The 14,934-nt window shown below is 40.4% G+C and carries 13 protein-coding genes; 7 read left to right on the top strand and 6 right to left on the bottom strand.

Annotation, left to right across the window (positions count from 1 at the left end; all coding sequences use genetic code 11):
- Positions 1-242 precede the first annotated feature (242 nt).
- From DQW11_RS03835 to DQW11_RS03825, 3 genes are read right to left on the bottom strand one after another with little or no spacing between them, the layout of a single operon-like run.
- Positions 243-3,299: a M43 family zinc metalloprotease gene (locus DQW11_RS03835; RefSeq protein WP_113922663.1), complete on the bottom strand. Its 3,057-nt coding sequence runs from the start codon at positions 3,297-3,299 to the stop codon at positions 243-245.
- Between the two features lie 10 nt (positions 3,300-3,309).
- Positions 3,310-3,558 carry a NifU family protein gene (locus DQW11_RS03830; protein WP_113922662.1) on the bottom strand — a complete coding sequence of 83 codons (249 nt, stop codon included), beginning with the start codon at positions 3,556-3,558 and terminating at the stop codon, positions 3,310-3,312.
- 8 nt (positions 3,559-3,566) lie between these two features.
- Complete coding sequence (locus DQW11_RS03825) at positions 3,567-4,658, bottom strand: Mrp/NBP35 family ATP-binding protein (RefSeq protein ID WP_113922661.1); 1,092 nt, start codon at positions 4,656-4,658, stop codon at positions 3,567-3,569.
- Positions 4,659-4,846: 188 nt separating this feature from the next.
- Between DQW11_RS03825 and dnaG the strand changes: the two genes are divergently transcribed.
- From dnaG to surE, 4 genes are all read left to right on the top strand, one after another.
- Entirely contained in the window at positions 4,847-6,784 is a 1,938-nt protein-coding gene (gene dnaG / locus DQW11_RS03820) for a DNA primase (RefSeq protein WP_113922660.1), read from the top strand.
- 85 nt (positions 6,785-6,869) lie between these two features.
- The gene (locus tag DQW11_RS03815; protein ID WP_113923200.1) at positions 6,870-8,093 is read left to right on the top strand and encodes a bifunctional 3,4-dihydroxy-2-butanone-4-phosphate synthase/GTP cyclohydrolase II; all 1,224 of its coding nucleotides are present in this window, start codon (positions 6,870-6,872) and stop codon (positions 8,091-8,093) included.
- 110 nt (positions 8,094-8,203) lie between these two features.
- Positions 8,204-8,839: a hypothetical protein gene (locus DQW11_RS03810; protein WP_113922659.1), complete on the top strand. Its 636-nt coding sequence runs from the start codon at positions 8,204-8,206 to the stop codon at positions 8,837-8,839.
- A 5-nt stretch (positions 8,840-8,844) separates the two neighbouring features.
- Positions 8,845-9,627: a 5'/3'-nucleotidase SurE gene (gene surE, locus DQW11_RS03805; protein ID WP_113922658.1), complete on the top strand. Its 783-nt coding sequence runs from the start codon at positions 8,845-8,847 to the stop codon at positions 9,625-9,627.
- 49 nt (positions 9,628-9,676) lie between these two features.
- Here the strand turns inward: surE and DQW11_RS03800 are convergent, their stop codons facing one another.
- Positions 9,677-10,510 carry an SDR family NAD(P)-dependent oxidoreductase gene (locus DQW11_RS03800; RefSeq protein ID WP_113922657.1) on the bottom strand — a complete coding sequence of 278 codons (834 nt, stop codon included), beginning with the start codon at positions 10,508-10,510 and terminating at the stop codon, positions 9,677-9,679.
- Positions 10,511-10,741: 231 nt separating this feature from the next.
- Here DQW11_RS03800 and DQW11_RS03795 point away from each other — a divergent pair, with 231 nt between their 5' ends.
- Genes DQW11_RS03795 through DQW11_RS03785 form a run of 3 tightly spaced genes read left to right on the top strand, consistent with a single transcriptional unit; the run spans position 10,742 to position 12,896 of the window.
- Positions 10,742-11,557: a 1-acyl-sn-glycerol-3-phosphate acyltransferase gene (locus tag DQW11_RS03795; RefSeq protein WP_232826691.1), complete on the top strand. Its 816-nt coding sequence runs from the start codon at positions 10,742-10,744 to the stop codon at positions 11,555-11,557.
- A gap of 11 nt (positions 11,558-11,568) precedes the next feature.
- Positions 11,569-12,525, top strand: a complete 957-nt coding sequence (locus tag DQW11_RS03790) for a GNAT family N-acetyltransferase (protein ID WP_113922655.1) — start codon at positions 11,569-11,571, stop codon at positions 12,523-12,525.
- 5 nt (positions 12,526-12,530) lie between these two features.
- Positions 12,531-12,896, top strand: a complete 366-nt coding sequence (locus tag DQW11_RS03785; RefSeq protein ID WP_113922654.1) for a CoA-binding protein — start codon at positions 12,531-12,533, stop codon at positions 12,894-12,896.
- Here DQW11_RS03785 and DQW11_RS03780 read toward each other — a convergent pair.
- Together DQW11_RS03780 and DQW11_RS03775 are read right to left on the bottom strand one after the other, a co-directional pair.
- Positions 12,887-13,765, bottom strand: coding sequence for a Brp/Blh family beta-carotene 15,15'-dioxygenase (locus DQW11_RS03780; RefSeq protein ID WP_113922653.1), 879 nt, complete (start codon positions 13,763-13,765; stop codon positions 12,887-12,889). The genes DQW11_RS03785 and DQW11_RS03780 overlap by 10 nt on opposite strands.
- On the bottom strand, positions 13,752-14,903 hold the full coding sequence (locus tag DQW11_RS03775) for a lycopene cyclase family protein (protein ID WP_113922652.1): 1,152 nt from the start codon (positions 14,901-14,903) through the stop codon (positions 13,752-13,754). Before DQW11_RS03775 ends, DQW11_RS03780 begins: the two co-directional genes overlap by 14 nt.
- Positions 14,904-14,934: the final 31 nt, after the last annotated feature.

The following is a 14,934-nucleotide window of genomic DNA, read 5'->3' as shown; positions in this document are numbered from 1 at the left end:
GAAAGCTAACGTATAAAGGTAAAATTATATTTGTTTTCCAAAGAACAAATATCATCAAATTGACATTTTATCGAAAATCAAATCCCAAGAAAAAAGTCGAACTCCTAAAAACAGGATTTTCGACTTCTTACCTTCCGATCTCTTTTTATGAAACAATTTTTTCCAATGTTATAAAAATTGGGTTTTCGTTTTAAGTTTTTGGATTACCCTTCCCAAATTATCTTATTCCTTTGATAGTCATATTATTGGATGAATAATTTTCTCGTTTCGCTTACAGATTTGCTGGTGATTTTGAGGATAAACAAACCTTTTGAAAATTGTTCAGATGCGAAAGTATAAGTCTGGTTAAGGGTATTTGGATAATCAACATTGTGTATCAAGGCTCCTGTTGAAGAATAAATCTGGATATTGACTGCTTCATAGGACTGGAAATTGAAAGCAACATTGAAATATTCTACTGCAGGATTTGGATATAAAGAAATCTCCCCAACATTCGGAATCACCGGTTCTGGGTTTGCCGAAATGAAGAGTTCAATATTGTCAAGGTAAACAGAACTGTTTTCCTCATCACTGTTTTCAAGTACAAATGCAATCCTTGAATTTTTCTTATTTGTACCCGCAAATGCAGTCAGATCCACAAAATCCCTTACAAACTCAGAGGCATTGTTAGGATTGGCATTTGCAGCCTGCACGGTGGTGATTTCTGCCCCGGTTTTCCTGTAAACTTCCGTATAGGTATCGCCGCCATTGTCGCTTGCCAATACTTTAAATACGGTATTGGGGTTAAGTATCCCGGCGGCACGGTCAAAGAAAACACTTGCTTGGGGACTGATGGAGAGATCCAAAATAGGAGAACCTAACCAAAAACTGTTTTCCGTAGGCGTGATTTGAACTTTGCTTACATTACTTCCAATAGTCCCTGATTGTAAAGGAATGATATTCCATGCAGGAAGCTGATTTTCAGGATTGATGGTAATCCATGGTCCTAATGTGGAAGTTCCGTTAAAATTTTGTCTAAACGGAGCCCTTGTTTTTTCAGTGTCCATGTAGACAAACCTTCTCAAATCAATGATTTCCCTTTCGTTTTGGTCAAAGTTTGGAAATGAGATGGTGTATCCCAATGTGTTAATGCCCAATGAAGTTGATTTTGGAAGATTGATATTGGCAGATTCACCCGCAGCGAGTGGGTCTGCTCTGGCTATGAAAGCCTGATTGGAACTACCTGAAGTCCTCCTAAAAATAAAACCTGAAATAGGCAGATTTCCTGTATTGGATACGGAGATTACTTCATTTTCATGGTTGTTTGCACCAATGGCTGACGGTGTGATCAATTCAGTGAGCTTCAGGTCGTATTTATAGGTTTCCGCTGTTAGGATTTCGATGTCTTTGATATAAAGGTTGTTTCCAAATCCGTTGCGGGCAATAAATGCTATGCGGACATTTTCCATTCCTGAATATTGGCTCAGGTTGACTATCTCTCTTCTGAACTGAGAAGCACTGGTTGGGATAAATTCATCAAGTGTCGGTGTGGAAGTACGGAGAAAAACATAATCTTTCTCGTAAGGAGCTTCAATAATATCAAATGTATTGCCGCAATCTGTAGAAATAGCCACCAATAAATAATCCCCAAATGAATTATTATTAAATGGCCCATATGCCATATTGAATGTCAACTGGGCATTTTGGTAAGTGCTTAGGTCTAACCGTGGAGAGATAAAATAATCCAATTCCCCAAATGCTTCATATTCATAGTTTCTGATAAACAGGGCATCTTGGCTTTGTCCGTCAAGAACGACTTGTGTTTTTTCCCATGTAGTCAGGTTATCAGGATTGTTGATTACCCAATTTGTCCCGATTTCATTGAACTGGAAAGCATAAGGCAAAGGAATGACAGGTTGTAAGCTTGGGTTTGAGCTTAGGGAATTGTTAGATGGGTTTTGGTCAGTAGCTCCGTTTACCTGGGTGATGGTTGCTACAAAATTATTTGTGGTCGGGTTTAAATTGAATGGGTCAAAACTTACAGTAGTCTCTTCACCTGTCTTTAAGTTTAGGCTGAAAGTTTTGGTTTGTATCAGAGAACCGTTGTTTCTGATTTCGATTCTTGCTGCGGTGACCACATTTATTCCCCGGTTCAGAATAGCGAGTGAAGGTGTGATATTCAATTCACAAACCAGGTTTTGTGGTTCATTAATTCTTAGCATGGCAAGGTCAACAGAAAAAAGCTCTGGTGCTATGGTTCCTTTTCCATTGACCAAAGAAGCCCTTCTTGGACTTTGTGCCAATACCACATCCATCCTTTCTACTTGTCCAAACGTGAAATTGTTCATACAAGCATCAGGGGTATAGTCCATATAATTTTCAACAAGATCTCTTGTATTGCATGAAATTCTTGGACTATCCGTTCTACAGGCATTATTTGAGCCACTTTGGAGGGGTGTATCTAACACAAAGTCATCCACAGAACAATCTCCATCTCCCCAAATATGTCGCAATCCAAGGAAGTGTCCCACCTCATGGGTTGTGGTCCGTCCTTTTGAACCGGACACAGCATTGTCACCTTGACCGAAATACCTGTAGTCTATGGTAACCCCGTCTGTTTCTCTTGAATTTGGAGGAAAGTTGAGTCCCGGTAAATCGGAAACAGGAAAGGATGCATAGCCGATAAAGGGCGATACCAGAGTTACGACCCATATATTGAGGTAATCCTCCGGTGCCCAAAGGGAGGTTTGGCCGATCAATTCTACATCACTTGGGCTATTGGGATTGTAAATAGTCTTAGGACCTTGTACCCTCACTACGCCGTTTGTTGGCAGTCCATTTGGATCTTGCTTTGCCAATACAAATTCCACGTTTGCATCTGCTACGACTCCAAGGAATTCTGCAGGAGTCAATGTAGTATCCGCATTTAGTCTTCTAAAATCCTCGTTCAATATCCGGATTTGAGATTGAATCTGGGAAAACGGGATATTGGCACCGATGCCTTCCGGGGTTCCGTTGTGGAGAACGTGCACTACAACGGGAATTACCCTTCGTTCTGCCTGCGTCCTTTGTTGGGGATTAAAATTCTTTTTCTTTTGGCTTATTTCTTTTGTAATCCAAGATTCAAAAAACTCTTTGCTGCCATAAACACCCATCTTATCCTCCTGCATTTTTTCCATCAGGACGTGGGCGCATTTTTCGTTATGAACATGCTGATAGGGTTGTCCAAAAAAATTCTGTGCTCCAATTTCGAAGCTTGTAAAGGATAATAAAAAGAATAAAGCAGACCCTATTCTTTTGCCAAAGGACTTTATTTTCATCCGAGTTAAATTAAGCAACTAAAACATTGACAGCTTCTACTTTGATGATTTCTGGAACTGCTCTTTTGATTGCTTCTTCCACACCGGCTTTGAGGGTCATTGTTGACATCGGGCAGGAACTGCAGGTTCCTGTTAATTCTAATCTTAATATAAAATCATCGGTAACTTCCACTACTCTGACATTTCCTCCATCAGCCTCCAAATAGGGCCTGATGCTGTCCAATGCTGCTTCAATTCTTTCACTTAAGGGGAAACTCATTTATTTTTTCAATTTACTTGTACAACTTCAGTTTTATTTTTTTCCGCGTTACGGATGGCAATCTGTCTGGCTACTGCCTCTGCCAATGCTGAGAACGCTTTTTCGGTAATTCCTGATTTCAATACGGCAGGAAATCCCGAATCGCCGCTTTCTCTTATACTTTGGACTATGGGAATTTCCCCAAGAAGTGGAACGTCAAATCTCTCTGCAAGTCTCTTTCCACCTTCTTTTCCAAACAGATAGTACTTGTTTTCCGGCAACTCCTCTGGCGAAAAATAAGCCATATTTTCCACAACACCTAAGATGGGTACATTTATTTGGGGCTGTCTGAACATGGTCAATCCTTTGGTTGCGTCGCCCAAAGCCACTTTTTGTGGAGTAGTCACGATCACAACACCTGTCACAGGTACAGTCTGTACCATGGTCAAGTGGATGTCAGAAGTACCGGGAGGAAGGTCGATGAGTAGATAATCCAACTCTCCCCATTCCACATCTCCGATAAATTGCTTCAAGGCAGAACTTGCCATCGGGCCTCTCCATACCACTGCTGAATCAGCCGGTGTCAAGAATCCTATGGACATCAATTTCACACCATATTGTTCTATCGGCATGATGATATTCTTTCCATCCACTTGTTTTACAGAAGGTTGTTCGGCTTCCACATTGAACATGATCGGGATGGAAGGACCGGATATGTCAGCATCTATCAATCCGACCTTGGCTCCCATTTTGGCAAGTGCCACGGCGAGATTTGAGGCCGTGGTGGATTTACCGACACCGCCTTTTCCTGAGGCAATGGCGATAATGTTTTTGACTTGGGGAAGCAAAGGAGCATTGGTTCGACTGCTTGTCACATTGGATGTCATGTGAATATCCAGATCAATCTCTCTTCCAAATGTCTCCTCTAAGACTTCTATGCAATTATTTTTGATGACTTCTTTGAGTGGGCAGGCCGGTGTGGTGAGGACAACCTTAAAACTGATTTTCTTTCCCTCTACAACCAGGTTTTGAATCATTCCCAATGTGACCAAATCCTTTTTCAAATCTGGATCTTGGACTTTGGAAAGTGCTTTTAAAATTTCGCTTTTTTCTATGTTCATTGTTGATTAGGTAAACCCGTCTGCAAAATAGGCTATAATTATAGGAATTGAAAAACCTATGTGGTGTTGAAAACATTAAATGTTTCAATTTGCTTAACTTTCTTCCACCTCAATAAGTTTCGTATTGGATCCTTCCTATTTATTGATGGAATACTTTTTATCTTTGGATCCCAAAAATTTAGAAAAAAGTGATCAGCAGAAATACCACAGACAAGGTCAGAGAAAGGGTGGACATCGAGGAGGTGGTCAATGATTATGTGCCTTTGAAAAAGAAAGGGCAGAACCTTTGGGCTTGCTGTCCTTTTCACAATGAAAGTACTCCATCATTTTCTGTTTCCCCCGCCAAGCAGATATATAAATGTTTTGGCTGCGGCAAAGCCGGTGATCCCATCCAGTTTGTGATGGATATCGAAGGCATCGGTTTCAATGAGGCCATCAGACAATTGGCACAGAAGTATGGGATCGAAATAGAAGAAGACAAGCAAGCCACACCTGAGGCTGTTCAGGCATATAATGAAAAAGAAAGTCTTTATATAGTTCTGAATTTTGCCAAGGATTTTTTTGTACAAAACCTCCAAACGGAAGAAGGCAAAGCGATCGGATTGAGTTATTTCAAAGAAAGGGGATTTAACCCCTCGATCATCGAAAAGTTTGATTTGGGCTATGCGCTGGATGGTTGGGACCATCTTCTCAAAGCCGCAAAGCAAGCCGGACATTCTGAAGAAATTTTATTGAAGGCAGGTTTGATTCTTCAAAAAGAAGGTGAAGCAGAAAGGCTTTATGACAGGTTTAGAGGAAGAGTCACTTTCACTATCCATAATCTGGGTGGAAAACCCATTGGATTTGGCGCCAGAATTCTGACCCAGGAAAAAAAACAACCCAAATACATTAATTCCCCTGAAACAGAGGTTTACCACAAAAGTGATATCCTCTATGGTATTTTTCAGGCAAAAAAGTCAATCAGGGAAAAAGCAAACTGCTACCTCGTCGAAGGATATACTGATGTGGTTTCCATGCATCTCGCCGGTATAGAAAACGTTGTTGCCTCTTCAGGAACTTCCCTCACCGAAAATCAGATCCAACTCATCAAACGCTTCACGGACAACATCACCGTTTTGTACGATGGTGATGCTGCCGGAATCAAAGCATCTCTTAGGGGAATTGATATGATCCTGGAAGGAGGGCTTAATGTAAAAGCGGTTGTATTTCCACCAGGTGAAGACCCCGACAGTTATTCCAGGAAAGTCGGTTCACTTGCCTTCAAGGAATACTTAGAAGAAAAAGCGCAGGATTTTATCGCTTTTAAAATCGGCCTTTATGCTGAAGAAGCTGCCAAAGATCCGATCAAGCAGGCCGACCTCATCCGTCAGGTGGTAAGCAGCTTGGGGAAAATTCCCGACCCCATCATCAGGTCAGTCTATATCAAACAGTCTGCAAATCTTCTCGACATCGATGAAGATATCATACAGACAGAGCTGAACAAGATTTATTTAAAGACTGAGAAAGAAAAATACTTTCGCGAACAAAGGGAAGCGGAGACTGAAACCAATTTTGAAGACCTTCTCCCTACCAAGGAAACTCCTGCTTCTTCCTCTTCACTTATCTATATCCAGGAAAGAGAGATGATGCGGCTTCTGGTCAGTTATGGATTTGAGATGGTTTCCGAGGAGACAAGGGTTTGTGAATATTTATTACAGGAAACTTCAGAACTTACCTTTGAGACTGCTGTTTTCAATAAAATTTTATCTATTTATAAAAATGCATTGGCTGAAGGTGTTCTTCCCCAACCCGAATATTTTTTGAATTTTGGGGACCATGAGGTCAAAAATGAAGTCATCCATTTGATCACAAGAAAGTATGAACTTTCTACCCTTTGGGAAACAAGATTTCAGATTTTTACCCATCATGAAGCGGATGATTTGGCCAAGACCGTATATGACAATGTTTTGCATTTAAAGAAAAAAGTGATCAAAAAATTGCTGGAAGAGGCAAAACATAAAATCAAAGAGGCTGATGAGGAGAAATTGGACGTTGGAGTGATCAGTCAAAGGATCGAAGTCTACATGGAACTTAAAAAATTTCAGGTAGAAATAGACAGGCAATTAGGTATCGTTGTCAGTTATTAGCCAAACTTTAATTGGTGAAATCCTGTTTCGTAAAGCAAAGGGTACTAATTTTGCCATCAAATTTTATAGAATTCAAAAATCAACCATGTCAAATTCAATTCAACTCGATCCAATAGAGGAGGCGGTAAAAGCAATAAAAAATGGGGAGGTTATCATTGTTGTAGATGATGAAGACAGGGAAAATGAAGGGGATTTTATTTGCGCAGCAGAAAAAGTAACTCCCGAAATCATCAATTTTATGGCTACACACGGAAGGGGTCTGATTTGTGCGCCATTGATAGAAGACAGGTGTGACCAATTGGGGTTGCAACTTATGGTAGGCAATAATACAGCTGCATTTGAAACTCCCTTTACCGTATCTGTTGACCTGATTGGTCATGGCTGCACCACCGGGATTTCGGCAAGCGACCGTGCCAAAACCATCCGTGCCTTGATTGATGACAGCATTCATCCAGATGAATTGGGCAAGCCCGGACATATTTTTCCTTTGAAAGCCAAAAGGGGAGGTGTCCTCAGAAGGTCAGGTCATACTGAGGCTGCAATTGATTTTGCAAGACTTGCAGGTTTGTCCCCTGCGGGAGTTCTCGTCGAAATCATGAATGAGGATGGAACCATGGCAAGATTGCCCGACCTCGTTGAAGTAGCCAAGAGATTCAGCCTCAAACTGGTTTCAATCAAAGATCTGATTGCATACAGATTGAAAAATGAAAGCCTCATCAAAAGGGAAATAGGTGTAGACCTGCCGACCAAATGGGGAGATTTTGACCTGATAGCATTTAGACAAACCAATACAGATGACATGCACCTTGCTTTGATCAAAGGTTCATGGACAATCGATGAACCCATCATGGTCAGGGTACATTCCTCCTGCATTACAGGGGATATTTTTGGAAGCTGCAGGTGTGACTGCGGTCCTCAGCTTCAAAAAGCCATGGAGATGGTCGAAAAAGAAGGGAAAGGAGTCGTGTTATATATGAATCAGGAAGGGCGAGGCATTGGATTGTTGAATAAACTCAAAGCTTATAAACTTCAGGAACAAGGTATGGACACTGTCCAGGCCAATCTTGCACTCGGTTTGCCGATGGATAAAAGAGATTATGGAGTAGGTGCACAGATTCTACGGGATTTGGGAGTGAGCAAAATCAGGCTGATCTCCAATAACCCTACAAAAAGAGTAGGTCTCTTGGGATATGGGCTTCAGATAGTGGAGCAAATACCCATTGAAATAGCGCCCAATCCACACAACGAAAAATACCTGACCACCAAGCGAGATAAGATGGGGCATACCATTCTTAAGAATGTCAAATAATGAATCTATTTGTTGGTCTGAAATTCGATATTCTGCCGAACAAAATTTAAATTGTATCAACCAATTCAATTTAGGATTCGTTATTCACTTGAACCCAACAACTGAATGAGATGAGGTACTTACAACTGACATTGATTTTCCTTTTTCTTAATATCCTGGCAGGACTTGCCCAAAATGGTCAATTCCCTTCACAGATGTGGCATAAAGGACAAATCACTACTACAAACGGACAGGTTTTTCAGGGGACTTTGAAATATGATCTGGAAAACAACCTTGTTCAGCTCCAAAATAACGGAATCGAAACCTTTGGTGCTTCCGGTGTGGTCCAATTTGAAATCTTCGATGAACAATATGGTGGAGTCAGGACTTTCTACTCTCTGCCTTATTCCCTTACCGGTGAATATGAGACCCCCATTTTCTTTGAGGTTTTGACCGAGGGCAATAACATCGTCTTACTGTGCAGGGAATATATCACTACCGACAACAGGGGAATGGGAATGTATTCCCCGATGGTCATGAATCCTATTTGGGGACCGCCGATGTCAGGTGCTTATAAACTTGCCTTTAATTTTTATTTTCTCAAGGATGAAAAAATCCAGAAGTACTCCCAAAAGAAAAAAGAACTGTTGGACATCCTATATGACAGGTCAGATGAGGTGGAATTGTTCATGAGAAAAAACAGACTAACCCACGATCAGAGAGGTGATCTGCTTCGAATCACAGCTTACTACAATCAAATTAGATAATTTTTATGTCAAAAAAACCATTGATTTTGGTTTCCAATGATGATGGAATCACTTCCAAAGGCATCAGGGTATTGGTAAATGTAATGAAAAAACTAGGGGATGTAGTCGTGGTGGCACCTGACAGTCCCCAATCCGGAATGGGCCACGCCATCACCATCGGTGAAACTTTGAGACTTTACGAAGAAGATATTTTCGAGGATGTAATTGCATACAAATCCTCCGGTACTCCTGCGGATTGCGTCAAGCTGGCAAAACACCACGTGATGAAAGACCGGCAGCCGGATCTCGTAGTCAGCGGGATCAACCACGGCAGCAATACTTCTATTTCTGTTCTGTATTCAGGGACAATGTCAGCTGCGATAGAAGGAGCTTTGGAAGGGTTGCCATCCATTGGCTTCAGTCTGTGCGATTATTCCTCCAAAGCAGATTTTAGCCATGTAGAAGATTATGTTTATAAAATCGCAAAACAGGTATTGGAAAACGGCATTCCTAAGGGAGTTGCCCTGAATGTGAACTTCCCACCCAAAAGAAATGAACCGATCCGCGGAGTCAAAGTCTGCCGGCAGGCACATGCCAAATGGCAGGAAGAATTTTCTGAAAGATTTGACCCCAATGGAAGAAAATACTATTGGATGGCAGGCAATTTTGTAAACTTCGACAAAGGTGAAGACAATGATGAATGGGCTATCGCCAATAACTTCGTTTCCATCGTTCCTTGTCAATATGACCTGACCGCACACCACGCTATCAGCCAGATTAATGAAGAATGGAACTGGGATGAATTGTAAACAAAAAGGAGGATATTTATCCTCCTTTTTGTTTACCTGCTTGCTTATATTATAGCCATTTTTTCAACAAAATTTCACTTTCCTTCCAAAGTCTGTCTCTCATTTTCTTTGAATTTGCTTCAGAGGAGGGTTTTACCGGTCTACTTTTTTTGAAATAATAACCGTTTTTCAAAGAATCGATTTTGGTCTTGGCCAAGTAGATGGTGGTCTTTGCACCTTCCTCAGCAGTAATCATAAATGGAGCTGACAATTTCCAAAAAAAACCAAATAACCCTGAAGTTTCATTTCCGAAATTGGTTTTGACCACACCGGGGTGCAGTGCAAATGCCCGCAATCCTTTTTCCCCGAATTTTTCTGAAAGGGATTTGGTAAACAAAATATTGAAAAGCTTCACATTGGCATAGGATAGGAATGAACTGAACTTTTTGTGTTCATAATTCAAGTCATTGAAGTCCACTTTTGCAGCACGGTGTGCTTCTGAACTTACATTGATGACCTTTGGACTTGGGGAGGCCAAGAGCAAAGGCAGGAGATGATGGGTCAAAAGGAAATGACCCAAATGGTTGGCGGCAAGGCTCATTTCAAATCCATCTTTGGTAATCTCTTTGTTTTGAAAAATCCCGCCTGCATTATTGATCAATACATCCAAAATGGCCGTTTTTTCTTTGATGCTTTTGGCTGCCGACACTACTGTATCCATATCTGTCAAGTCACAATAGATGAATGTCACCTTTTTTTGATCATTGGGTGAGAGGGATTGGATCAGCTTATTGGCTTTGGATTCATTTCGGGCGACCAAAAAAATCTCATCGAAATATGGGGTAAGCTGGGAGAAAGCTACAGCTCCGATTCCTGAAGTGGGTCCTGTGATGGCGAGTTTCATTTGTCTGTGTTTTGTCAATTAACATTTTGCACCTCATTTGGTTCAAGAAAACTAATTTTCAAAGCCTTTAATTTATGCATGTCCAATTTAAAAAATTTGTATTTTTAGGCTTGTGCTTTTTTCAAAACCACAAAAAAGAAACTTGCAATACCGATGGTTTTCGATTCACATTGGTATCTAGCAAGTTATAGGAAACCTGCTTTATCATCGATTGACCTCACCTTTTACCAAGTGGAAAACCAAAAGCCTTTTATTGACATTGACCAAGTATTCAAAAGCAAAAACCCCGGGCTGCATAGGTGGCTACCAAGTTTTGTGATCAATTATGTCAAAAAAGTTGTCCATGAAAATGAGATAAATAAAGTGATGGCCAATATTGGTCATCTTCAGGGAATGGAGTTTGTCAATGCCCTGATTGGTGAATTCGGTGTGGAAGTGACGCTTACCGGTGCCGAAAATATCCCCCTTGACAGACCTGTTATTTTTGCTTCCAACCACCCCTTGGGCGGAATGGACGGAATAGCCTTTATGTATGCTTTGGGCAAATACAGAACTGACCTTAGGTTTTTGGTCAATGATATTCTGACCAATATCAAAAATTTTGAGCCCTTATTTGTCCCTGTAAATAAGTTGGGAACCAACAGTCGGGATGTCTCAAAATTGATAGAAGAGACCTATGCAGGAAACTACGCTGTCTTGGTTTTTCCTGCAGGTTTGGTGTCGCGAAAGCAGCCAGTCGGAATTAAAGACCTGGAATGGAAGAAAAGTTTTATAAGCAAATCCAAAAAGTACCAAAAGGACATCGTGCCGGTTTATATTGAAGGAAGAAATTCAAATTTCTTCTATAACTTCGCCAATCTCAGGAAGCGAATCGGCATCAAAACAAACATTGAAATGTTTTATTTGCCGGATGAAATGTTTTCACAAAGAGGTAAAAAAGTCATCATCCATATAGGAAAACCAATTCCTTACAGTTATTTTGATAAGTCAAAAAATGAAAGCGAATGGGCCGAGGAAGTAAAGCAGATTGTGTATAAAATGGCCTAAATGATAGATTTATGCAACCGGTAATCCCTGCAGTAGACAGAGAATCAATTAAAAAGGAACTTACTCCCGAGAGGTTTTTGCGTTATTCCAACAACGGAAACAACCTGATCTATTTGGTCAATCACCACAATGCCCCAAATACCATGAGGGAAATCGGGAGGTTAAGGGAATTGACATTTAGGTACGCCGGCGGAGGGACAGGTCTATCTGTGGATATTGATGACAATGACATTCTTCCGAATTGTTACCAACAGCTTATCACCTGGAACCCTGAGGACGAGGAAATTGTGGCAGGCTATAGGTTGATCAAATGCAAAGAGGCCGGCACAGATAAAGACGGAAATATCAACCTTTCTACAGCCCATCTATTTACATTTTCTGACAAATTTCTACAAGAATATATACCCTATACCATTGAGCTGGGAAGGTCATTTGTCCAGCCGCAATACCAACCTAGCCTTGACAACAGGAAAGGGATTTTTTCATTGGACAACCTTTGGGACGGACTCGGTGCCGTGGTAAAACTCAATCCTGATATCAAATACCTTTTTGGAAAAGTCACGATGTATCCGCATTATAACAGGGAAGCAAGGGATTTTTTGCTGTATTTTATGCAGTATTATTTTCCTGACAATGAAAAGCTGGTGGCGCCACATCCTGAATTGCTTCTTACCTATGAAACTGATATCTCAGAATTTTCCGAGCAACTCAACGGCCTGGATTATAAAGAAGGATACAAGGTTCTCAACAGTAGAGTGCGTGCCTTGGGGGAAAATATCCCTCCTCTGATCAATACCTATATGAACCTGTCGCCTACCATGAAGTCATTTGGTACTGCGATGAATGATGAGTTTGGTGCGGTGGAAGAAACCGGCATTTTGATCACCTTGGAAGATATATTTGAAAGTAAAAAGCAGAGGCATATCGAGACTTTTGAGCGTGATAGGGTATTTGGAAGCAGAGGATAGAAATTATGAAAAAAACAGTAATCATTGGAGCATCTACCAACCCTTCCCGGTATGCCTATCTGGCAGCGGAGATGTTTTCTGAACGTAAAATACCGGTTGTTCCTGTAGGAATCAAAACCGGCGTGTTGTTTGGCAATGAAATTTTGAACATCAAAGAAAAACCGGAAATTAAAGATGTTGATACTGTAACCCTCTACCTAGGTCCACAAAACCAGCCGGAGTGGTATGATTACATCATTTCATTGAAGCCAAAAAGAATTATTTTCAATCCGGGCACTGAGAATCCTGAGTTTGAGAAATTGGCAAAGGAAAAAGGGATAGACACGTGGGAAGCCTGTACTTTGGTGTTGATGAGTACCGGTCAGTATTGATTTTTTCTTGCATCCAAAAATAAATTCATATACCAAATATGTGGTGCAGAAATCAGTGACACCAAGATAAAGAAAAGCAAGGTGAGTTTATCAGATTCCATTATGTTGTAGAAAAACATCAGAATCAGGGACATTCCCATCAAACTCATCAGTGTAAAGGGCAAGAGTTTTTTAATAAAATTTTTAATTTTTTTTGTTTCAAGGTAATCTTTCAATGCTTCAAATTCTTCGGTCATGCTTGGTAATGAATGCCAAAAACCAAAGTAAATGATGAAACCCAAAAGAAGTGGAAGCTGGTATAAAAACAAACCAAGAAGGCTGATTTCAAGCAATAGCCAAATCCCTTTTTTGCCCAAATTGGCGGTAATAAGAATAGCTGATAATCCAAAAGTAAACAAAATGACGGCTGTGCCATAAGGTCCCAAGAAACCCACATCAGTGATGTTAGTCAAAATGGAGGTGGTGTAGTGGAAGTCGCCCCAAAGTATAGTACTCAGGAAAAAGGACCCTAATATCAGGTAGGTCAATCTTTCAAGTTTTTTTAGGGGTAGCTTTATAAAATGACTTTGTCCAAAGTGGTAAGCAGACATAATAAGAAACGCTGCCAAAGCCAAAATAGGGAAAATAAGCCAAATTGCGAGATAGACTGCGATGATTGACAGATATTTAAAGATGAATCTGATCAGATTTTTTCTGCCTACAACAGGGTTAAGCAAAAGATGGTCAATCGCACCGTGGGGAATCCCGATTGTAATCAGTATTGCTCCAAAACAAATCCATTGAAACATTTCATTTCCTTCGAAAAACAAAAGGTAGCTGATTCCCAAAGCTGCCCCAATAATTTTCCCCGCAGTCTCAATGCCTCTCATAGTTCAGAAGTGATTTAAGAAAAATTGAAAACTTCAATCTGGAAAGAAGCCCTATTTCTTCCCAAATGCTTGTTTCTTCATGAAGGAATTTCAGGGCTAGATTGGCTTGGTTGTTAGAAAACATCTGTCTGAAAATATCAGGCAATGCACCGGGCCACTTGACAGCAATATTCAAAATGATATTGTCATAAAATCTAAACCTTGGATTTCTATTCCACCTTCTCGAGTTTACTTTTCCGGTTTTCTGCAATTCTGCTACAATGGACAGGCAGTGTTTTTGGATATCATAGAAAGTATATCCTGTAGATGGTTTTGAACAGCCGGCCAATGTGCCAAGGTGGATGATCTTTGGGTCTTGGTGAGGCGGGATTTCAAGAGTAGTCATCGGAATGCTACCGGATTCTTTGAAAGTGATGTCATATTCGGATACTCCAAGTTCTTGTTCCAAATACCCAGAAAGCTTTTTCTCCATTTCTGACATTTCTACCCCACTTTTGGTATAGAGGGTGTATTCAATGAGCGCTTCTTTCTTATTGTAGGGAAGGATATAAAAGAAATCAGTTTTGCTTTGTTGATCGGTGACAAAATGCATCATGGATACAGCACTTGGATCAAAATAATCATTTTTGCATGAAACTTTCCAGCCGACAAATGATTGCTTTAAAATTTGAGTTTCGCTCCTTTGTGAAGGAAAAGGAATGCTGTTAAATAAAAAATTAGACTTGAAAACACCGGATTTGGAAGTCAAAACTTGTACTGGACCTCCGACAATGCTTTCAATTTTTTCCACGCTGTCTTTTAAAATTGAGACATTGGGAAATTGCTTTATTTTTTCGATTATCTCCTTATAAAAATCTAAAGATTTGACATGAAAGTATTTCAGGTTCTGAAGATCAGCTGAAACCGATTTTTTGGATTCAGTAATTCTGATTGAATCCCAATAAACCAAAGGAGTATTTTTTGGATGTATCCCAAGTGGTTTTTCTGCCCAATAGCACCACGTTCTGTCATTTTCAGTTTTGGATGAGTTGTCGATAAGTAAGATTTTTTTATCCTTGAGTGGGCTGTCAAGTAAATAGTAAACCAAACTTAAACCTGCACATCCAAGTCCTGTGATAATGTAATCGTAGGTTACCATGGGTCTCTTGGGTTGATAAAGAAAAAGGCCT

The organism is Cognataquiflexum aquatile (assembly GCF_003316845.1).
GTDB lineage: Bacteria > Bacteroidota > Bacteroidia > Cytophagales > Cyclobacteriaceae > Cognataquiflexum > Cognataquiflexum aquatile.
This window is presented reverse-complemented; position numbering and strand designations above follow the sequence as displayed.